This window comes from Moraxella sp. RCAD0137 (assembly GCF_002894025.1).
GTDB classification, from domain to species: Bacteria; Pseudomonadota; Gammaproteobacteria; order Pseudomonadales; family Moraxellaceae; genus Moraxella; species Moraxella porci.
Genome location: NZ_LTCC01000004.1, coordinates 148,949 through 169,752, shown reverse-complemented (window position 1 = coordinate 169,752; position 20,804 = coordinate 148,949). Strand labels below are relative to the sequence as shown.

The following is a 20,804-nucleotide window of genomic DNA, read 5'->3' as shown; positions in this document are numbered from 1 at the left end:
AAGAAACACTTTCATCTTTTTATCAAAGAATGTGAGTTTCGTTTTAACTATGGTACACCATCTAATCAGCTTAAAGTATTGAGAAGATGGTGTGGGATTTAGGCTAATCTAGTACAGCCCCTTACTTTTTATATTGTATAGTCAATTATAAAAACTGTTGAATTAAGGAAGATGATGGCAAGGTGCTATCATCTTTTTTTGTGCTTTTTTTATCTTGGATGGTGATGGGTTGCCATCAAGATGGAGTGTTTTATGTACGAAAATCCACTTTCTTGTACGGCAAAGCCAAACTTTGTCGAGATTTTACATTGTACGGTCAATGCCTTTAGCGCGCCTTTGTGGGATGTGCTGATTTGGATGTTGGTCGGTATTGGCTTTTTCTTTACTGTTTTCTCAGGATTTGCACAGTTTCGCCTATTTGGTCAAAGTATCAAAACGATGCTTGGCAGCCGCAAAAATGACAACGATGCCGATGGTATCTCAGGCTTTCAGGCTTTTGTCACAGGTCTTGCGAGCCGTGTCGGTGTGGGTAATGTCGCAGGTGTCGCGATTGCTATCGGTATCGGTGGTGCTGGCGCGGTATTTTGGATGTGGCTGATTGCCTTGATTGGTATGTGCTCGGCATTGGCCGAGAGCAGCCTGGCTCAGCTATTCAAGGTGCGTGATGAGCATACCAATCGCTTCCGTGGTGGCCCTGCCTACTATATCGAACAAGGTCTTGGTCAAAAATGGCTGGGTGTGGTGTTTGCATTTGCGTTGATTGTGTGCTTTGGCTTTGTGTATCAGTCGATTCAATCAAACTCAATCGCGCTTGCCATCCAATCGGCAGCGGGCTGTGTGGGTGAGAATGATGTTTGCCAAGCTGATTGGCAAATTTATAAGCACGTCGTGGGTGCGGTGCTTGTAGTGATGACTGCGCCGATTATCTTTGGTGGTATCACTCGTGTGGCGAAGATTGCTGAGACTTTTGTCCCTGTGATGGCACTGTTTTATCTACTGGTTGCGTTGTATATCGTTGGTGTGAATATTGATAAAATCCCAAGCGTGATTTCATTGATTTTTACCAAGGCGTTTACTTTTGAAGCAGCGGGCGGTGGTCTGTTTGGCTCAATGGTATCGGTGGCGATGATGCAGGGTATCAAGCGTGGTCTGTACTCAAACGAAGCTGGCCAAGGTTCTGCACCAAACGCCGCTGCCGCTGCCAATGTCAAGCATCCTGTAGAGCAGGGCATCATTCAGATGCTGGGCGTCTTTGTAGATACGCTGATTGTTTGCTCATGCACGGCGTTTGTGATTTTGCTTGCGGTGATGCCAGAGAATGCCGCTGATTTGTCAGGTGTGCAGCTGACGCAGATGGCACTTGAAAGCCATGTAGGCTGGTGGGGTCAATATTTCTTGGCGTTTGTCCTGTTTATGTTGGCGTTTTCGACCATCATTGGCAACTATGCCTATGCTGAGTCGAATATGCAGTTTTTGAAAAATAATGCCTTCTTGCTGACCTTATTCCGCATGGCGGTGCTTGGCTTTGTGTACTTCGGTGCAGTGACCAAAGTGGCTGTGGTGTGGGATATGGGTGATTTGACGATGGGTGTGATGGCATTTATCAACCTAATCGCCATCGTGCTGCTATCACGCTATGTATTTACACTGGTCAAAGACTATAACGCTCAGCTCAAAGCAGGCGTGGATAAGCCAGTGTTTGACATCAATAAATATCCGCATTTGATGAAAAAAGTGCGTTCAGATATTTGGAAGTAATGTGCATTATAACAGCAGGTTTAATGGCCTGCTGTTTTATTTGGTGGTGGGTGAATCTGCATCGGAGTTGTTGCCAATAAATGGCAGTATTAAAGCGTACTTAATTGACCACGCCTCAAAAAGCTCATCCATCGATGGGCTTTTTGATTGTCATTATGACCACCACATTCTTAATTTTAATGACCATAATGGCGCGATGCCAGTAAAGCTTTGGGTGATTTTGCCATCTTTGATGATGGCGTAAGAAGGGGTGACTTGCCCCTGCCATTGCCCAAAGATCTGCCCATCAGCATCATTAATGGTGTTAAAATCATAGCCCTGTGTGCGCATATAGGTATTCAGCGCTTCGTCATCACCTGATGAGACAGCCACACCAAGCACCTGATAACCACTATCTTTTAGTGCCTGCACAGAGGGACTGGTGATGCTACAGATGTGGCACCAAGTTCCCCAAAAATACACCAAAACAGGTGCTTCATGACTGGCAGCCAGTGCATCAGGCACACCCGTCTTGGCTAGGCCGAGCGTGGGTGCATCGGGCGCTGAGGGTGCGCGCCAGAGGTTGATGGCGGTGTACATCACCATAAATATCAGCAGATAGCCCACCAAAGTGCGCATCAAGCGAGCGATCGAAAAGGATGGCTTTTTGCTCATGATGTAGCGTCTACCAAAACAAGACGCCCATGCAAGGCACGGGCGCATCCATCAAATGGCGTGATCAAATCAGCGCTCCAGATACTGAATCTTACCGCTGACACCATCCCATTTCTCGTATTCTGGCAGAGGATCTTTTTTCTCGGTGATGTTCGGCCAGATACCAGACAGCTCTTCGTTGATGGCAAGAAATTCTTCTTGGCCAGCTGGGATTTCATCTTCAGAGAAGATCGCATTGGCAGGGCATTCAGGCTCGCACAGTGCGCAGTCGATACATTCATCAGGATTGATGACCAGAAAGTTTGGACCTTCATAGAAGCAATCAACAGGGCAGACTTCGATGCAGTCAGTGTATTTGCAGCGGATGCAGTTATCAGTTACAACAAAAGTCATAATAGTACCTTGGCTTATTGGCTCGGACAGGGATTGTGCCAGTGTTGCGTAATCACTGGCAAATAAACGAGTTGGGCAACATACACCCATAGACAGTGTATTTTAGCTTGTTTGTGCGATTTTCTCAAACAAAACCGTCACATTTGTTATGCCAAAAGCGAAAAAAGACTGCAATATATGGCAAAAGCTCTAAGCAATCGCAAATGAGAATTACTTAGAGCTTAAGAGTTGGTCTGCTAAGCTGTACACTTAAGCAAAGTGATCAAAAGTCATTAGCCAGCGACACTGTCACGCTGTGCTTGCTTGGCAAGCTTATAGCATTCTTCGATGTGATCAAAGGCAATTTTCTTAAAAATCATATAGCCCAAGCTTGCTGCGACCATTGAGCCACCCAGCGGAATGTATTTGCTGACTTGCTTGCCGATAAAGCGACCACCAAAACCTTGCACGGTCTTATTCACGACACCGCGTGCTGCGACCAGACCGCCGATGGCCATGATGCGCTCTTTCATGCTTTGCTTGCGTGCTTCTTCGGTTGATTTATCCAAATCGGCAGCATCTGCCAAGCCAAAGCGCTCAGTAATCTCAGGTAATAGCTTGGTAAGCATCGCCACATCGACCGCCACATCCAAAAATGGCAATGGAATCACCGCAACGCCAGCAGAAACCTTGGCGCGTGATTTTGCTAAGGCTTGGCACTGGGCGCGAATCTGTTCTAGATTTAGGGTTGGGTCGATATTTTTGGCGACAGGTTGGCTGACTGAAGTTAGCATAATCATTTCCTTTTTCGTTGTTAATGTTTGAATCCTGTTGGGCAAATTACTCTGTGATGCGCTAGGTGATCGGATTAAATCATCTTATTGAGTCATCAACTGAATTTAAGCCGATCCTGTGTGTTTACATTGCAGACTGTCCAAACAGTGTCCAAGCTCTTAAGTTACTTAATATTTTACGGGTATTACCAAAACTTACAAGTAAGTTTTGTGTGCGCTTTGTATGGCTTGTGTCAATACTGTGACGCTGACTTAAATGTATGCTGCCATCAGGTGTTGGCAGATCTAACCATGACGCAACTGCCGCGGTCGAAACCCTGTGGCCAGCAGCACAATGCCATACACCATAGCACCAAGTGCGCAGATGCCTAATAAGATGGCAATTTTTAGCCATTGAGCACCATCCAGTGGATAATAAGGCAAAATGGCATACAGTGCTGCCACCATCGCGATGCATGCGACCACAAACTGCAGCGACATTTTTTTCCAATGTGCGCCAAATCTAAAAATGCCACGGCGGTGCAGTAGGGCGTACAGCAGACCTGCATTGACAAAACTTGCCGCGGTCGTTGCCAGCGCCAGACCGCCATGCAGCGGCAGTTGTAGTAAATAAAACAGCCCGATAAACAGCACGCTAAAAATCATATTAGCAAACACCGACACGATGCCAATCTTCACGGGCGTTTTGGTGTCTTGACCTGCAAAAAACGCAGGCGCAAAAATCTTAATCAGCATAAATCCCAAGATGCCGCCTGATAAGGCCTTCAGCGCAACACCGCTCATCAGCGCATCTTGATGGGTAAACTGACCACGCACAAATAAAGCATCCATCAAGACATCCGACAGCACAAACATCGCAAGACTTGCTGGCAGACCGATGACGATGATCAAGCGCGCTGCCCAGTCCATGGTCTTTTTAAAGGTGTCATGATCGGACTTCGCGCGGCTAGAGGACAGACTTGGCAAAATCACCGTGCCGATGGCCACGCCGATCAATCCTAATGGCAGTTCGCTTAGGCGTTCGGCAGCGTACATCCACGATACCGAGCCTGCGATCATCAAGGAGGCAAACACAGTACTAAGCAGCAAGTTGATTTGGGTAACAGACACGCCAAAGATGGCAGGTAGCATCAGCTTTAGAATGCGCCGAACGCCTTCATCGCCAAAGCCCAAAGAGGGCGGTACTAGTAGCTTTTGTTGCCACAGCTGCGGCAGTTGGAGTAGTAGCTGTAGTAGCCCTGAGAGCGCGACTGCATAACCCAGCGCCATGATGGGCTTGTCAAGAAGCGGAGACACCAACAGCGCACCACCGATCATGCACAGATTCAGTAAGACAGGCGCAAAGGCTGGCGCAGCAAAGCGTCCATAGCTTTGTAAGATGCTGCCAAAAAACGCCGTCATCGAGATGAACAGCAGATATGGGAAAGTCAGCCGAAGCAGCTCGGTTGCAGCATTAAATTTGGTGGTATCGCCTGCAAAGCCTGGTGCGAACACATACACCACCTGTGGCGCAAGCAAAATTACCACCACCGTCAGCACAAGCAGTATCGATGACAGCACGCCTGAGACGCGACTGATGAGCAGCTGCACTTCATTAAAACTGCGCGTTTCTTTATACTCGGTCAAAATCGGCACAAAAGCTTGGCTAAATGCGCCCTCAGCGAATAAACGACGCAAGAAATTTGGGATCTTAAAGGCCACCAAAAAAGCGTCCATCAAGCCGCCAGCACCAAAAACACCCATCAACACCATATCGCGCACCAAGCCTAAAATGCGTGATAGCATGGTCATGGAGCTGACGACCATAGTCGAGCGAAAAAGCCGAGATTTTGCCATAATGATCGGTAATTGCCAAAAATTGAGCTATTTTACTAGGTTTTTGACAATTTTGCTTAGCTTTGTGAAGATTGATTGATACATTTTGTAAATTTCATGCATCGTTTGGGTCGGGTGATTTCATCAGTGCTGCCACCATGACGCGCAGTTTTTGCCAATCAAAATGCACGCCAGGGTCAGTTTTGCGGCCTGGAGCAATGTCGCTATGACCCATCAAATGACGGCGCGTGGCGGGATAGGCTGCATGGATGGCGGCGATCACTTGGCTTAACACCTGATATTGCACGGCTTCATAAGGCAGATGATCAGCACCCTCAAGTTCGATGCCGATGCTAAAGTCATTGCACTCTTTGCGCCCCAGATACGCTGAGCGGCCAGCATGCCAAGCGCGATCGTTAAAATTGACAAACTGTGTGACACTGCCATCGCGCTCGATGAACAGATGCGCTGAGACTTGTAGATCTTTGATGGTTTGAAAATAGGCGTGATCGTCTGGGTTTAGTTGATTTTGAAAAAAGGCTTTGACATGATGCAGACCTTGGGCATTGGTTTGCCCAAAATTGGCAGGCGGCAGGCTGATATTATGAATGACGATGCCGCTGATGATGCCTGTGGCGTCACTGGGCCGAGCATTGAAGTTCGGTGATGCCAAGAACTCTGCACCAATTAAGATGCCGTTTTTGATGCTAAATTGGGTAGCCATGCGCATTCTCAATGTGTCTGATGAAGCCAGTATCGGATGAATCTGCCGCTCGATGAGTAAGACGAGCCTTGCGGCGATGATATTGTAGCACAGATTTGACCATGCTTTGATGACAATTTGGGCATGGATATTAGGCATGCTTATGCTACAATGGTGCTTATGATGATTATTTAAAATTGTACTCATTTAAAAGGATCTCAAATGCCTGTCGATTTTAGGATGCTACGCACCAAAGCTCTGTACGCTGCTTATGCTTTGATGCTACCTGTTTGGGTTGGTATGCTGCTATCCATGCCTGCCAAGGCCAGTGATGATACGGTGATGCCTACCCAAAGCCACGCTCAAGCTTATCCTTATGGACTTGATGCCAAAAAGCTGCGACAAATCAGCGACGCTGTCGGCTGGCGACGGCTGCTGCTGTTTTCAGATCATCAAAAATCAGCCGATCAAAGCAGCTTAGACAACCCACGATTTTTTTTGGCGCCCACAGGTCATCAGGATGCGCATGCTGAGCTGATCGCGATGCTAGAGGCGATGCAGGCAGGCGATGCCGATGCGCTGTGCCGTTTCGTGGCGCGTGTGCATTATCTACAGGCTGAGCTGGCGAAGATGGGCATCGACAGCGGTGTGGCAGATGATGAGTGCGCAGATTTTCAAGCATTTGCCAAATCCTTAAATGCCAAGCATCTGTCATTGGTCTTTGCTGAAGAGCATCCCAATAATATCGCTTCGGCCTTTGCGCATGTATTGATGCGCGCTGATGACGATCAAAGGCAAGATGCGCAGGCGATGGCGATCAATTACACCGTGCAGTCTGACAGTCACGATCCGATGATCCGCTCGACGCTCAAATCCTTGGTTGGCGGCTATCCTGGGGTGATGGAGATCATGCCATTTTCCAACAAGGCTGAAGATTATCTGGTAAAAGATGAGCGAGATCTGTGGCAGTTTGAGCTGGATTTGACCAGCGAGGAAGTGGCGCAGATCATCCGTCATATCTGGGAGGTCAAGGATATGGCGCGGCCGTACTTTTTTACTCATGATAATTGTGCCACCGAGATCGTGCGTCTGATCGATGTGGTGCGACCACAGGCCAGTCTGCGCGCGCATGTCGGCAAAATCGTCATTCCTTCGCGTATCGCATCGATTTTGGCAGATCAAGGTTTTGTGCGCAGCCAAAAGTTCATCCCATCCAACGCCACCATCCGCCAAGCCGCCTTAAATCACGGCCAAGTGGTGGATCCTGATAGCATCTTGCCCAGTCGCAACAATCCCATCCATGCCACACCTGTGCATCGCATCGGACTAGGGGCGGGGATGGATGATCGGCACGATGACCGCGCGGTGTATGGCGTGCAGATCAATGCCGCTTATCAAGATCTGCTGGATAATCCCAATGGCGTGCGCCAGCTGCTCGATGTCAGACTGCTGTCGTTGGATGTCATCAAAGATGCAGAGAAAGCAAAAATCAATGAGCTGACCATCTTTGCCACACGCAGCCTAAACCCTGCCAACACCGCCAAAAATAACGCCACCGATCCCACAGGCATCGGCAAAGCCACCGGCATGCGACTGGGCTTTATCCAAAGTTTTGATGCCTCAAGCACTACCAATGAAGATCATCTGGTGATGGATCTGGGCATCCAAAAAGGCAAATCTTGGGCGCTGGGTCAGGCAAGAGCGGGCAGTGGTGAGATCGCGGACACGGTATGCTATGCGCTGGCTGATGGCGGCGTGCAAGTTGGCCGCATCAATCAAGGCTATCGACTTGGGCTGGGTGCGGTGGCAGGCTGCGTGCATTATGCCACGCCAAGGCTGCGCGCGATGGCGGAGGTATCGCTGCCTTATTATTATCATCCTGATCGTACCGATGGTGTGCGTTCAGGCTATCTGCAGCCATCTGTGCGCGTCGGTATGCAAGCAGACATCGACCGTGTGCATGCACTGCGCTTGACGGCCAAGCACGAAAAATTATACGACAGTGATAACACTCAAGCCATGCTGTCACTACAGCGCTATTTTTGATCCAAAAATCACAGACATAAGGAAAATCCAATGGCACATTATCTAATCATCGGTCAAGGACGCATCGGCAAGCCACTGGCCAAACAGCTAGCCATCACAGGGGTCGATCAAGGCGACACTGTCACGACCGTCGCCAGAAGTCATCATGACTATGATGAGGATCATATCCGATTTTTACAAAAAGACGCCAGAAGTCTGACGGCTGACGATGTGGCAGGTGTGACGCATATTGCCATCATCGTGACGCCTCGATCACCAACAGGTGCGCGCGCGACCGCGAAGGATTATCAAGACAGCTATCTGGCGGTCTGTGAGCATCTGTCACAGCTGGCAGATAGCTTTGATGCGTGGCATCAACATCTTCAGCAGGTATTATTCGTGTCATCGACGGCTGTTTATGGCGAGAATGATGGTGAGTGGATCGATGAGCATACGCCTGCTGTGCCATCAAGCCCAACTGCCCAAGTGCTCAGGCAAGCCGAAACCGTACTGCAAACGACTTTTGGTGACAAAGCAGTCATCGTGCGACCAAGCGGCATCTATCATCTGGACAGCACGTGGCTGATCGATCAGGCAGCTGATGCACATCAGTCAGGCGTGCCAAGCCATCATTATACCAATCGCATTATGGATAGCGATCTGGTGACGGTGCTGGTACAGATTATGCTGCTATCATCCCCAAAGCCCATCTATCTGGCCACAGACAGCATGCCTGCCACAAGCCTTGAGGTGCTAAGCTTTATCGCCAAACAGATGTGCTACCCACCGCCCAAGTCCATTCAGACCCACCCAAGCGGCAAGCGACTCTGTGGCAACATCGATCCTGCGTGGCTAAAGTTTGCCGATTATCAAGCAGGCTATCTGGCAGTGATGGCAAAATACCGCGCCAAGCATGGGATGATGACTGATGGCTAGGGCGGATGATTTTAAGGCTTATGAAAAAATCGTTGAAATCATTGATGCTATGGATGCTGATGATTTTACATTAATCATGCCAGATGAGTTTGAAGGGCTTGATTTTAATCAGATTAAAGCATTTCAAAGATTTAAATTTCGAGCCAAGAATTCAAATCTTTGGGAGTTTGAACATCCTTTAAAAGAGTATTCATTTGAGCTTGGAATGTATTATAGCGATTGTTTTTATCATAATGTCGTGCCCGATGACAAGCTATGCCAGCTACTTAAATTACTGTTGGTGGATTTGAGCCTAACCAATTTTGTTGCATTATTTCCTTGTTATAAGCATTATTTTGATGATAAGGATTATCAAGGTGTTGCAGAGTCTTTATTTCAGCTGATACGAGAAAAGAAAGATGACCATCTTGTTTGTGACACGATTAGATTTTTTATTTGTAAAACACTTGTTAATGAATGCTTGATCAAATGGCAGGATGTTCCAAAAGATGTGGAATGTATTATTGATAATATAGAATATAAAGAAGTAACTGCTGAAGAGATTGAAGCGTGGGGTGTTGTATTTACCGATGAATAATCAACTGCTTATCCAAATAACTAAGTTTTATTTGGATAAGACCAAAGCCATCTTAATCTATAAGATGGCTTTATCTTTGGAGTGATCAATTAAAATGCTTGTCAAATAGTCGCTTGGCGTTATCAGATAAGATGGCTTGCTGTACCGATGGCGCAAGATTGCTGCGCGTAATGTAGTCGCAGGCGCGCGTGTATTTGTCAAATTGAAAATAAGGAAAATCCGACCCCATCATCATGTGCTCACTACCAAAGGTCTGACAGCTGCACTGCAATGCCTGCGGATGAAAATTGGCGGTATCAAACCAAAACTGCGACAAGCTTTGCCATGGACTGTGGTCAAACGCCTGCCAGTCATTGTAGTTATCCTCGATGCGCTGCATCACAAACGGCAAAAACCCGCCCAAATGCGCCACATGAAATTGGATGTTGCCAAACTTTTGGGGGATGTTCGCCTTTAAGAGCTGCAAGACCGCCACCGTATCTTCGATTGGCGCGCCCACCACCCAATGCAGATCAAAGTCATTGACCATCGGTGACGCTGCACCACAGCCTGTGGGATGAATGTAAATCACCGCACCCATCTCATCCATCGCTTGATAAAATGGCAACAACTTGGGATCGGCGATGGACAGCTCGTTTTTGATGAGTGTGTTGATGGCGATGCCCATAAAACCCAGCTCATCGATGCAGCGGCGCGCCTCAATGATGGCTTCATCCACATAAGGCAGCGGCACTGCACCATATGCCAAGAAGCGATCGGGGTATTGCTTGATGACATCGGCATACAGATCGTTGATTTGGCGCGCCATTGCGGCAGCTTGATCAGCGCTGCCCCATGACGGGCTTTGTGGTGTGGCGGACAGCACTTGATACTGCACGCCTGCTTGATCCATCATTTTGATGCGTGCTGACAGATCGCGACTATCCACCATGGCATGATCAACGCGTGCATCGGCAGTGGCATCGCTTGCGCCTGCTTGTTGCATCAGTGATTTTAATTGATCCAAATACTCCGTGTCGATATGGCCATCGGTGGGGCGTGTGGCGGTGTGAGTGTCAGAATGCGTGTTCATGATCTCTCCATGTGTTATTGGTGATTGTTGTGGATAATCGATACATCCGTGAATGTGGTTATTAGTATAACGCTATTATAACTGCTGCGCTGGTGTGTTTTGTTGCGCGATCGAGTGTTTTTGTCAATTTTTATCACGCGTTTTATCCTGCTTTTTGTGATCTGATGAGTGATGTGAATTAAAAAAATGGCCTGCACGAGACAAGCCATTTTAGGTTAATCGGTATTACCAATAGCCCAGCACTTTCCACCAAGCGCCGCCAATGATTAAAAATACCAAAATATTCACCACGCTCATCACAAAGCCAGCTTTCCACCATTCGCCCAAAGTGGTATAGCCCGAGCCGTAGATGACAGGTGAGGTGCCTGTGGCATAGTGCGTCAAGGTCATCATCAAGCTGGATGCAGCCGCCATCGATAGTGCAAAGAACATCGGTGGTGCGCCCAGTGCAATGCCTGCGGTCAAAAACGCCCCAAACATCGCGGTGATGTGCGCTGTGGTACTGGCGAACATATAATGCGCGTACATATAAGCCACTAGCAGCAATAAACCTGCCGTCATACCATTTAGGCCAAGACCACTGATGCCAACCTCAAGGCTTTGACTAAACCATGCGATCAGACCCAGTTTATTCAAAAAAGTCGCCAACATGATGAGTGCTGAGAACCACACGATGGTATCCCAAGCGCTTTTTTCATTGATGACATCCTCCCAAGTCAGCACGCCTGTCAGTAGCAGCAGGCTAAGACCCAAAAAGGCGGTGGCAGTGGCATCGATGCTAAAACCAAATAAGAAATTTGGCACGCCAGCCCAACACAGCAGCAAGATCCCAAAGATAAAGAACATGATGATCTCATCGCGGCTCATTTTGCCCATTTTGACGAGTTCATCTTTGGCAAATTGCACGGCATTTGGGGTGTTTTTGATTTTTGGGGGGTACAAAAAATACAACACGATCGGCATTAAGATAAACGCTACAAGTCCTGGCACTAGCATGGCGATCGCCCACTGGCTCCAGCTTAAGCGAAATTCACTGCCCAGACTTTCGGCGATCAGATTGACCACCAATGGGTTTGGCGCTGTGGCGGTGATGAACATCGCTGAGCTGATCGGATTGCTGTGATAATTGACCAAAGACAGATATTTACCCATCAAGCCCTCGGTGTTTTTGTCGGGCGTTGAGTCATAGCTGTCAGCGATCGAACGCATGATCGGGTGCATGATGGCACCACCACGAGCGGTGTTACTTGGGGTGACAGGTGCCAAGATCAGCTCGGACAAGGCTAAGCTGTAGCCGATGCCGATGGTTTTTTTGCCCCAGACGGCGATGAACAGATAGCCGATGCGACGACCCAGACCAGTCTTGAGCAGACCGCGTGAGATCATGATGGAGATACCGATCAGCCAGATCAGCGAACTTGAGAAATTCGACAGCGCATCTTCCATCGCTTGCTTGGCATTGCCATCTTCGGTGGTGATGCCAGTGATCGCCACGAGCATGATGGCGATGATAGAGATCGCACCGATGGGCATGGCTTTGCCGATGATGGCAGCGATGACGCCGACAAACAGTGCCAACAAGCTCCATGCTTGATCGGTCACGCCATCAGGTGTCGGAATGAAATAGGTGATGGCAGCCAAAGCCAGAGCAATGGCCATTGGAATGGGCTTAAAGCCGATTTTGGGATTGTTCATGATACACCCATTTTTATAACTAAAAAGCAAAAAAGGACACCGCAACCGATGTCCCTATGGATTAAAAATGATGTTATTGTGATCGTGACTGTATTATACGCCAAATAAATTCATAAAAAAAGTAAGGATTTAAAATCATCCAGCAAAAAGTATTTTTATGAAAAATACCAACCAATTTAGTCTGAAAATTTCAGCAGAAAAATCCCCCACAAATCCCCCAAAACTTGTTAAAATAGTACTATTTTTTATGTATAAATTTGAGAGCTGATTATGACCAATAACACCATCCAAACCGCACTAGATCGCTTATCTTCCGCCTATAATCCTGCCGAGATTGAAGCAGGGATGTATCAAGGTTGGGAGAATGCAGGTTATTTTAAGCCTGATTATAGCAAGTCAAAAGCCTTCTCTATCGCCTTGCCACCACCGAATGTCACAGGCTCACTGCATATGGGGCATGGCTTTAATAATGCCATCATGGATACGCTGACTCGCTATCATCGTATGATGGGCTATAACACGCTATGGCAAGCAGGCACTGACCATGCAGGTATTGCGACGCAGATGGTTGTTGAGCGTCAGCTTGGCCTACAGGGCATCAAACGCCACGATCTGGGCCGTGAAAAATTCCTAGACAAAGTGTGGGAGTGGAAAAGCGAATCGGGTGGTAACATCACTCGCCAAATCCGTCGCCTAGGCTCATCGGTGGACTGGAGCCGTGAGCGATTTACGATGGATGAAGGTCTATCAAAAGCTGTCCAAGATGTATTTGTCAAGCTGTATGATGACGGGCTGATTTATCGTGGTAAGCGTCTGGTGAACTGGGATATCAAACTTGAGACAGCGTTGTCTGATCTTGAAGTTGAAAACCATGACGAGCAAGGCTCATTGTGGCACTTTAAATATTTCTTTGAAAATCAATCTCTTACCACCAAAGATGGTCAAAATTATCTCGTCGTAGCGACCACGCGCCCTGAGACTTTGCTTGGTGATACAGCGGTGGCGGTACATCCTGAAGATGAACGCTATGCACACTTGATCGGACAAAATATCGTCCTGCCGATTACCGGCCGTATCGTACCGATCGTGGCGGATACTTATGTCGAAAAAGACTTTGGTACAGGCTGTGTCAAGATTACTCCTGCACATGATTTTAATGACTATGAAGTCGGCAAACGCCACAATCTACCACTGATCAACATCTTTGACAAAAACGCCAATATCCTAGCAGATATGCAGGTGTATGAGAGCCTAACTCAGCGTGAGCCAACGCTAGAAGCGACACCATCTGACTATGCAGGTCTGGCTCGTTTTGATGCTCGCAAAAAACTGGTGGCAGATGCCGAAGCTCAAGGCTGGCTTGAAAAAATCGAACCGCACGCACTCAAAGCACCACGAGGCGATCGCAGTGGCGAGATTGTTGAGCCGTATTTGACCGACCAATGGTATGTTGCCATCGATGCGCTAGCCAAGCCTGCCATCGAAGCGGTCGAAGATGGTCGCATTGAGTTTGTGCCTGCACAGTACAAGAATATGTACATGGCGTGGATGCGTGATATCCAAGACTGGTGCATCAGCCGTCAGCTGTGGTGGGGTCATCGCATCCCTGCGTGGTATGACGACAAGGGTGGTATTTATGTGGCACATGATGAAGCTGAAGTACGCAGTAAGTACAATCTGTCTGCCGATGTTGCCTTGCGTCAAGATGAAGATGTGCTAGATACTTGGTTTAGCTCAGGTCTATGGACATTTAGCACGCTGGATTGGGGTAATGATGCCGATGACGGCAAGGCGCTGGCGACTTTCCATCCGACCAGTGTGCTGGTGACTGGCTTTGATATCATCTTCTTCTGGGTGGCTCGTATGATTATGCTGACCATGCATTTTGTCAAAAATGCTGATGGCACGCCACAAGTACCGTTCAAGACTGTCTATGTGCATGGTCTCGTGCGTGATGGACAAGGTCAAAAGATGAGTAAGTCAAAGGGTAATGTGCTTGATCCGATTGATCTGATCGATGGTATTGATCTAGAAAGCCTAGTGGCCAAGCGCACCACGGGGCTGATGAATCCAAAAGATGCTGCCAAAATCGAAAAAGCGACCCGCAAAGAGTTCGCTGATGGTATCGAAGCATTTGGTACTGATGCACTGCGTTTTACTTTCACAAGCCTTGCTAGCACTGGCCGTGATATTAACTTTGATATCAAGCGTATCGAGGGCAATCGCAACTTCTGTAATAAGATCTGGAACGCCACTCGCTTTGTACTGATGAACTGCGTGGACAAAGCAGGCAATGAGCTACCAATTGATAAAGCTGCCAACAAACAGCTGTGGGAGCTGCCTGAAAAATGGATCATGAGCCGCCTAAACTCAACCATCGAAAGCATCCATGAGGCGATGGCAACTTATCGTTTTGACTTGATGAGCCAAGCGATTTATGAGTTTATTTGGAATGAGTATTGTGACTGGTATGTCGAGCTTGCCAAATCAGCACTCAATGACGACAGTGTCAGCGATGATCGAAAAGCACAGATTCGCTATGTGCTGATTCATGTGCTTGAGGTTGCGATGCGATTTAGCCATCCAATCATGCCGTACTTGACTGAGAGCCTATGGCAGACGGTTGCGCCACTGATTGACCGTAAGACGACTGACAGCATCGTCATCGCCGATTTCCCTGCAGTCAATGCTGATGACATCAGTAGCGAGACTGAGCAGGATATGGCATGGCTACAGGCGCTCATCGGTGCGGTGCGTAACATCCGTGGTGAGATGAAGCTGGGTAATGCTGTGCGTCTGCCTGTACTACTACAAGGCGTGAATGACGCTGAGCAAGCATCGCTAAGCCGTATCGCCAATCAGTTCAAGGCATTGGCAAAAGTTGAGACGCTGACCATTGTCGCTGACAGTGATGAAGTGCCGCTATCATCATCGAGTATGGTGGGGCAGGTCAAGGTGCTGGTACCGATGAAAGGACTCATCGACCCGACAGCGGAGCTAAACCGCCTAGCCAAAGTATCTGAGAAGCTACAAGCACAAGCCGACGGTATCGCTCTTAAGCTATCAAACGAAGGCTTTGTCGCCAAAGCACCTGAAGCGGTGGTCGCCGCCGAAAAAGCTAAGCTAGATGAGTTAAACACTCAGCTTGCCGAGATTGCCAAGCAGGTGGAGCAGTTGAAGGGGCTTTGATGAAAAATCAATCAAGCAGGGTGGGTGGATGCCCGCCCTGTTTGTTACATAAACAAATAAATGGTGCAGCAATGAGTAAAAAGATTCAATCTATTGAACCGAATATTGCAGATTTAGCAAACGGTTGGCTTAGAAAACACAAATTAGATTACAAATTAGAGCAAGAATTTCTCAATGAAGAGATAGATAAGGCTTTAAGGGATTATTTCTCCAAGAATGGTGGTGCAGGTGCAAATCGTCCCGATGCCAAATTGCTACTACAAGCGTCCAATACCGAATTTTACCCGATTTTGATTGAGTATAAAGGCTATGCCGATAAGTTGGTCAAATTAGATACCGAAGGTAATGTAGATAATCGCACCGCGAAAAACGAACCGAATTTCAAACACATCAACGGCTATGCGGTGAATGGCGCTGTGCATTATGCCAATGCCTTGCTGCATCACACCAGCTACACTGATATTATCGCTATTGGTATGACGGGCGAAAAAGACGATAAAGGTAATATTCGTCATCAAATTGGGGTTTATTATGTGTCTAAATCCAATCTTGGTGTGGGGCAAAAAGTTGGCGAATTTAGCGATTTATCTTTCCTTGCCAAAGAAAATTTTGATGATTTTATCGCACAGGTTCAGCAGCTCACGCTTTCGCCCGAAGAATTAGAAAAACTTAAAGAAAAGCGCGAAAAAGAGATCGACACCAGCCTAACCAAACTCAACAATGACATTTACCAAAACGAAAAAGGCTTGGGTGAAAATGACCGCGTGTATTTAGTGGCAGCGGCTATTATCGCCACCATCGGCGTGGCAGGTAAAGTCAAACCTTTGGAAAAAGAGGATTTAAAATCTTCTGAAGAAGATGGCAACCGAGATGGCGATATTATTATTCGTAAAATAAACGCGTTTTTTAATGAAAAACAATTACCACAAGATAAAAAAGATTTAATCATCCGCACTTTGTCTAATACACTTTTAACCGATAACATCAATAAACCGCAAAATGGCGAAAGTCAGCTTAAGCGTGTATTTACCAAAATTGTTGATGACTTGGGTATTTATTACAAAATCGGTTTAACGACCGATTTTACAGGCAAGCTGTTTAATGAAATGTATTCTTGGCTTGGTTTTACTCAAGACAAACTCAACGATGTGGTTTTAACGCCGTCTTATGTGGCGACTTTGCTGGTTAGATTGGCTCGAGTGAATAAAGACAGCTATGTTTGGGACTTTGCTACAGGTTCGGCTGGGCTCTTGGTGGCTGCGATGAACGAAATGCTCAAAGATGCTAAAGCGGCTATTCATTCGCCCGAAGAATTGCGTCAAAAAGAAGTGCATATTAAAGCCAAGCAGTTGTTAGGCTTGGAGTTACTCTCTAGCGTATATATGCTGGCTATTTTGAATATGATTATGATGGGTGATGGTAGCTCAAACATCATCAACAAGAACTCACTGACCGATTTTGATGGTAAATATGGCTTTGGTAATACTGATGACCAATTCCCTGCCGATGCGTTCATTCTCAATCCACCTTATTCAGCGACGGGCAATGGAATGAACTTTGTAGAAACCGCCTTAAATATGATGAACAAAGGCTATGCGGCGATTATCATTCAAAATTCGGCAGGCAGTGGTAAGGCAAAAGAAATCAACCAACGCATTTTGCAAAAACACACCTTAATTGCCAGCATTAAAATGCCGATTGATTTATTTATCGGCAAATCCAGCGTACAGACCAATATTTATGTGTTTAAAGTGGGTGAAAAACATCACGCCGATGAAATGGTAAAATTCATTGATTTTAGCAACGATGGTTATACCCGAACCAACCGCAAAAAAGCCAGCAACAACCTAAAAGATACGGATAATGCCCGTGGACGCTATGAAGAAGTGGTCAATTTGGTGCGTTTTGGCAAGTCTAAATTGAAGTTGTTTAGCGAAAAAGAGTATTTTGAAAATACCATAGACCCAAAAAACGGTGCAGACTGGAACCAAACCGCACCGATAGATACCAAACCAACGCTTGATGACTTTAAAAAGACCGTGAGCGACTATTTGGCGTGGGAAGTGGCAAATATCCTGAAAAAACAAGACTCAACCGACGAACATTTGGGAAAATAGAAGCCCATTTAACGCAAGAATTGCAACAGGTTAAATGGGCGGAATTTGAGTTGCAGGAGTTGTTTGAAAAAATAAAAGTAAAAAAACTCAACTATAAAACTAATGATTTACCAGATAAACCAGAAGGAGATTTTAATTTACCAGCTCTAACTGCAGGTATTCAAAATCAAGGGTTGAATAATTATGTGCCTAGAGATAATGCGACTATTTTAAAAAATGTTATTTCTATTTCAGCTAATGGTGCAAATACGGGCGCAACCTTTTATCAAAATAAAGAATTTACGGTTTTACAAGATGCTTACGCTATTAAATGGATATACACTGATGATATTTTGACAGATAATCAGTACATTTTCTTGACAGCAAGCATTTTAAAAGCAATTTATGGTAACTATGAATGGACGAACAAAGCTGGCTGGGAAAAAATTAAAGGAAATAAAATTCCTCTTCCCATAAAACCCAATACCAATTTGGATAAACTTGCCCAGATTGACTTTGATTTTATGGAAAATTTCATCTCGCAGCTCGAGGCGTTCCGCCTCTCGCAGCTCGAGGCGTTCCGCCTCTCGCAGCTCGAGGCGTATTTATTGGTTACAGGTTTAAAAGACTATACGCTTACCGCTGCTGAACAACAGGCTCTTGCCGATTTTGAAAATGGTAAAGTGGGTTGGGGGGAGTATTGTTTTGCTGATATTTTCAATAAGATACAACAAGGCAGAAGATTGAAAAAAGACGATCAAGTTGCAGGTGATATTCCATTTGTGATGGCAGGTATTACTAATACTGGCGTGGTAAATTATATTTCAAATCCTGTGGCAAGTTTTCCTAAAAATTCTATAACCATTGATATTTTTGGTAATGCTTTTTATAGAAGTTATGCATTCGGTGCAGGAGATGATACGGGTGTTTATTGGAATGATAAAAAAGAACTTTCCAAAGAAATGATGTTGTTTTTGACAAAATCAGCAGAAAAGGCATTAGAGGGAAAATTTTCTTATGGTAAGAAATTGAGAAGTTCGAAAAGTCTAAATTTTAAAATGCAACTTCCAACCTCTAATCAACAACCCGATTACAGCTTTATGCAAACCCTCATTTCCGCCGTGCAAAAGCTGGTGATAAAAGATGTGGTGCTGTATGCCGATAGAAAGATAGCGGCAACACGGCAGGTGATAGAGGGAGATTAACCCAAAATCTCGCCAACCATCCCAAACACCATACTATGCCCTTGTACGATCACATCGATATCAGGGGCATAGCCACCACCCATGGTGACGACTGTCGGTAGCTTGTTGGTGTGCAATGTGTCGATGACATACTTTTCTCTTTTGATCAGTCCGTCCATAGTGAGGTTGATTCGCCCAAGTCGGTCATCAGCCAGCACATCCACGCCCGCTTGATAAAAGACAAAATCAGGACAAAATTCATCCAGCAACCTTGGTAGATGATAGTTTAATAATGCTAAATATTCATCATCACCTGTACCATCAGCCAGAGCGATGTCTAGGTCGGATTTTGGCTTGTGATAGGGATAATTTTTCTCGCCATGCATACTAAAGACAAAGACATCAGGATTATCCGCCATGATGGCTGCATTGCCATTGCCTTGATGGACATCCAAGTCTAGGATTAGGATGCGCTTGGCAAGTCCATCTCTCAGTAGGACATTGCTCGCCACACAGACATCATTGAGGATACAAAATCCTTCTCCGCTATCAGCAAAGGCATGGTGTGTGCCGCCAGAGGTGGATAGAGCAAAGCCGTCTGTCAGCGCATATTTGGCGCAGGCGATGGTTGCACCGACGACATAGCGTTCACGGTCGATGAGTGCTTGGCTCATGGGCAGACCAATTTTACGGCATTCTTTGGCAGGTAGTGTTAGTGTGTCTAGGGCGTGCCAATAGTCAGGCGTATGCGTGGTCAAAATCTCATCTATTGTTGCCATCGGTGGCTCAAAAAACTGACTGGGTGTCGCGATGCCATCTGCGATCAGTTTGATGGGTAGTTGCTCATACTTTGCCATCGGGAAGCGATGACCTTCGGGCACAGCATGACAAAAGATGGGTGAATGGGCGATTTTAAACATGGGTGAGAGTTTTTATAATTTAGAATAACTTATTGATACTGCTGTGTCGGCTCAAAGAATGACCCAGATGGCGACTGATCCTGCTCATCATCAGGACTGTGATGCAGATTGAGATAATCAAGCACAATCGGGCTGGGCTCTTGTTCGCTCATCACATCCCGATACAGTTTTTGGGCAAGTTCGGTGAGACTGGCGACACCTTGTAAATAACAGTCGAGCGCATGATCAGTGATGGTGGTAAATTCTGCATCAAAGCTTGCTTTGGCGCGCACTTCACCATCGGTGGGGTCTAGCTCAAGATTACCAAACGGAATACCAAGATTTGCCATCGCAAGTGACATCATCATCGGTGCATAGTGGGTCACTGGCACAACATCGGTCAATACGCCAAACACCGAGACCAGATGCGTGCGTTCATTAATCCGAAACACGCAGGTCCAATCTTCATCACCATCCCCAAAAGGCACAATCAGATAATGCACCTGAGCAACACCGCTTGGCATCATACCATAGGCATCTGATGGACGGTGCTCGTACTGCCAGTCGTGTGAGTCCAGCCAATTGGCGATCGCAGATGTGATGGGCAGATGCTCAAGCGTGTCGCAGCTTGGCTTGACATTCGCCATTGGGTTGTCTGTATCTGCCAGTGTCTGCGTGCTGATTGGTTTGGCCGTATCGTCCTGTGGTGTATCTATATTAAGTAGCTGTTTTAGTTTTTTTAATAATTTCATCGTCATCATCATACTGTGTTTTGGATGCCTAGCATACCAAAATTTACGCCAAAGTGCCAATCAAACCGCCATCCACATCTTATTCATGAGTGGATTTGCCAAAATTTTTGCAAAATCTGTGCTGATGATGCGGATTTTTCAGCTTTTATGGTGGTTTTTTGGTATGATAGTAGGATAAATTTTGTGGTGATTTTCATGACTATTGCGACTTTATCATCAGCGACTTTATCATCGTCAAATCAAGCCCATCCCAATCCGCAAAACTTAAGCGAACCTATTTTAT

At 46.4% G+C, this 20,804-nt stretch carries 16 protein-coding genes and 1 pseudogene; 8 read left to right on the top strand and 9 right to left on the bottom strand.

Going from position 1 to position 20,804, the window contains the following annotated elements; all coding sequences use genetic code 11:
• Together AZ602_RS05230 and AZ602_RS05225 are read left to right on the top strand one after the other, a co-directional pair.
• Positions 1 to 102 (top strand): annotated as a pseudogene (locus tag AZ602_RS05230) (IS1595 family transposase); the annotation flags it as partial.
• A 150-nt stretch (positions 103 to 252) separates the two neighbouring features.
• Entirely contained in the window at positions 253 to 1,758 is a 1,506-nt protein-coding gene (locus AZ602_RS05225; protein WP_103034013.1) for a sodium:alanine symporter family protein, read from the top strand.
• Between the two features lie 153 nt (positions 1,759 to 1,911).
• Here AZ602_RS05225 and AZ602_RS05220 read toward each other — a convergent pair whose 3' ends face one another.
• The 5 genes from AZ602_RS05220 to ampD form a co-directional block, all read right to left on the bottom strand.
• Positions 1,912 to 2,412 (bottom strand): protein disulfide oxidoreductase, encoded by a 501-nt coding sequence (locus AZ602_RS05220; RefSeq protein WP_103034012.1) that lies wholly within the window; start codon positions 2,410 to 2,412, stop codon positions 1,912 to 1,914.
• 69 nt (positions 2,413 to 2,481) lie between these two features.
• Complete coding sequence (gene fdxA / locus AZ602_RS05215) at positions 2,482 to 2,805, bottom strand: ferredoxin FdxA (RefSeq protein ID WP_103034011.1); 324 nt, start codon at positions 2,803 to 2,805, stop codon at positions 2,482 to 2,484.
• A 272-nt stretch (positions 2,806 to 3,077) separates the two neighbouring features.
• Positions 3,078 to 3,578 (bottom strand): hypothetical protein, encoded by a 501-nt coding sequence (locus tag AZ602_RS05210; protein ID WP_103034010.1) that lies wholly within the window; start codon positions 3,576 to 3,578, stop codon positions 3,078 to 3,080.
• A 285-nt stretch (positions 3,579 to 3,863) separates the two neighbouring features.
• A complete protein-coding gene (gene murJ, locus AZ602_RS05205; RefSeq protein ID WP_103034009.1) occupies positions 3,864 to 5,414 on the bottom strand; it encodes a murein biosynthesis integral membrane protein MurJ in 1,551 nt (516 codons plus the stop codon).
• Positions 5,415 to 5,508: 94 nt separating this feature from the next.
• Positions 5,509 to 6,123 (bottom strand): 1,6-anhydro-N-acetylmuramyl-L-alanine amidase AmpD, encoded by a 615-nt coding sequence (gene ampD, locus AZ602_RS05200; RefSeq protein ID WP_369803868.1) that lies wholly within the window; start codon positions 6,121 to 6,123, stop codon positions 5,509 to 5,511.
• Positions 6,124 to 6,318: 195 nt separating this feature from the next.
• On the opposite strand from ampD, the gene AZ602_RS05195 reads away from it, so the two are divergent.
• From AZ602_RS05195 to AZ602_RS05185, 3 genes are read left to right on the top strand one after another with little or no spacing between them, the layout of a single operon-like run.
• Complete coding sequence (locus AZ602_RS05195) at positions 6,319 to 8,142, top strand: DUF4105 domain-containing protein (protein WP_103034008.1); 1,824 nt, start codon at positions 6,319 to 6,321, stop codon at positions 8,140 to 8,142.
• A gap of 30 nt (positions 8,143 to 8,172) precedes the next feature.
• Entirely contained in the window at positions 8,173 to 9,057 is an 885-nt protein-coding gene (locus tag AZ602_RS05190) for a nucleoside-diphosphate sugar epimerase (protein WP_103034007.1), read from the top strand.
• Positions 9,050 to 9,634, top strand: coding sequence for a hypothetical protein (locus tag AZ602_RS05185; protein ID WP_103034006.1), 585 nt, complete (start codon positions 9,050 to 9,052; stop codon positions 9,632 to 9,634). The genes AZ602_RS05190 and AZ602_RS05185 overlap by 8 nt, the downstream gene beginning before the upstream one ends.
• 85 nt (positions 9,635 to 9,719) lie before the next feature.
• Here AZ602_RS05185 and AZ602_RS05180 read toward each other — a convergent pair whose 3' ends face one another.
• Positions 9,720 to 10,706, bottom strand: a complete 987-nt coding sequence (locus AZ602_RS05180; RefSeq protein ID WP_103034005.1) for an amidohydrolase family protein — start codon at positions 10,704 to 10,706, stop codon at positions 9,720 to 9,722.
• 225 nt (positions 10,707 to 10,931) lie between these two features.
• Complete coding sequence (locus AZ602_RS05175; RefSeq protein WP_199174092.1) at positions 10,932 to 12,386, bottom strand: DASS family sodium-coupled anion symporter; 1,455 nt, start codon at positions 12,384 to 12,386, stop codon at positions 10,932 to 10,934.
• A gap of 285 nt (positions 12,387 to 12,671) precedes the next feature.
• Between AZ602_RS05175 and AZ602_RS05170 the strand changes: the two genes are divergently transcribed.
• From AZ602_RS05170 to AZ602_RS05160, 3 genes are read left to right on the top strand one after another with little or no spacing between them, the layout of a single operon-like run.
• Positions 12,672 to 15,590 carry a valine--tRNA ligase gene (locus AZ602_RS05170; RefSeq protein ID WP_103034003.1) on the top strand — a complete coding sequence of 973 codons (2,919 nt, stop codon included), beginning with the start codon at positions 12,672 to 12,674 and terminating at the stop codon, positions 15,588 to 15,590.
• Positions 15,590 to 17,707 carry a class I SAM-dependent DNA methyltransferase gene (locus tag AZ602_RS05165; RefSeq protein ID WP_255409077.1) on the top strand — a complete coding sequence of 706 codons (2,118 nt, stop codon included), beginning with the start codon at positions 15,590 to 15,592 and terminating at the stop codon, positions 17,705 to 17,707. The genes AZ602_RS05170 and AZ602_RS05165 overlap by 1 nt, the downstream gene beginning before the upstream one ends.
• Positions 17,647 to 18,891 (top strand): restriction endonuclease subunit S, encoded by a 1,245-nt coding sequence (locus AZ602_RS05160; protein ID WP_199174089.1) that lies wholly within the window; start codon positions 17,647 to 17,649, stop codon positions 18,889 to 18,891. Before AZ602_RS05165 ends, AZ602_RS05160 begins: the two co-directional genes overlap by 61 nt.
• Here the strand turns inward: AZ602_RS05160 and AZ602_RS05155 are convergent.
• Both AZ602_RS05155 and AZ602_RS05150 read right to left on the bottom strand, forming a co-directional pair.
• Entirely contained in the window at positions 18,888 to 19,790 is a 903-nt protein-coding gene (locus AZ602_RS05155; RefSeq protein WP_103034001.1) for a histone deacetylase, read from the bottom strand. The two genes, AZ602_RS05160 and AZ602_RS05155, sit on opposite strands and share 4 nt — an antisense overlap.
• 29 nt (positions 19,791 to 19,819) lie before the next feature.
• A complete protein-coding gene (locus tag AZ602_RS05150; RefSeq protein WP_146025224.1) occupies positions 19,820 to 20,521 on the bottom strand; it encodes a hypothetical protein in 702 nt (233 codons plus the stop codon).
• Positions 20,522 to 20,804 lie beyond the last annotated feature (283 nt).

Bases quoted from the DNA above. Each gene is read 5' to 3' on its own strand.
- AZ602_RS05225 (WP_103034013.1), top strand. From the start codon at position 253: ATGTACGAAAATCCACTTTCTTGTACGGCAAAGCCAAACTTTGTCGAG.
- AZ602_RS05220 (WP_103034012.1), bottom strand. From the start codon at position 2,412: ATGAGCAAAAAGCCATCCTTTTCGATCGCTCGCTTGATGCGCACTTTG.
- fdxA (WP_103034011.1), bottom strand. From the start codon at position 2,805: ATGACTTTTGTTGTAACTGATAACTGCATCCGCTGCAAATACACTGAC.
- AZ602_RS05210 (WP_103034010.1), bottom strand. From the start codon at position 3,578: ATGCTAACTTCAGTCAGCCAACCTGTCGCCAAAAATATCGACCCAACC.
- murJ (WP_103034009.1), bottom strand. From the start codon at position 5,414: ATGGCAAAATCTCGGCTTTTTCGCTCGACTATGGTCGTCAGCTCCATG.
- ampD (WP_369803868.1), bottom strand. From the start codon at position 6,123: ATGCGCATGGCTACCCAATTTAGCATCAAAAACGGCATCTTAATTGGT.
- AZ602_RS05195 (WP_103034008.1), top strand. From the start codon at position 6,319: ATGCCTGTCGATTTTAGGATGCTACGCACCAAAGCTCTGTACGCTGCT.
- AZ602_RS05190 (WP_103034007.1), top strand. From the start codon at position 8,173: ATGGCACATTATCTAATCATCGGTCAAGGACGCATCGGCAAGCCACTG.
- AZ602_RS05185 (WP_103034006.1), top strand. From the start codon at position 9,050: ATGGCTAGGGCGGATGATTTTAAGGCTTATGAAAAAATCGTTGAAATC.
- AZ602_RS05180 (WP_103034005.1), bottom strand. From the start codon at position 10,706: ATGAACACGCATTCTGACACTCACACCGCCACACGCCCCACCGATGGC.
- AZ602_RS05170 (WP_103034003.1), top strand. From the start codon at position 12,672: ATGACCAATAACACCATCCAAACCGCACTAGATCGCTTATCTTCCGCC.
- AZ602_RS05165 (WP_255409077.1), top strand. From the start codon at position 15,590: ATGAAAAATCAATCAAGCAGGGTGGGTGGATGCCCGCCCTGTTTGTTA.
- AZ602_RS05155 (WP_103034001.1), bottom strand. From the start codon at position 19,790: ATGTTTAAAATCGCCCATTCACCCATCTTTTGTCATGCTGTGCCCGAA.
- AZ602_RS05150 (WP_146025224.1), bottom strand. From the start codon at position 20,521: ATGAAATTATTAAAAAAACTAAAACAGCTACTTAATATAGATACACCA.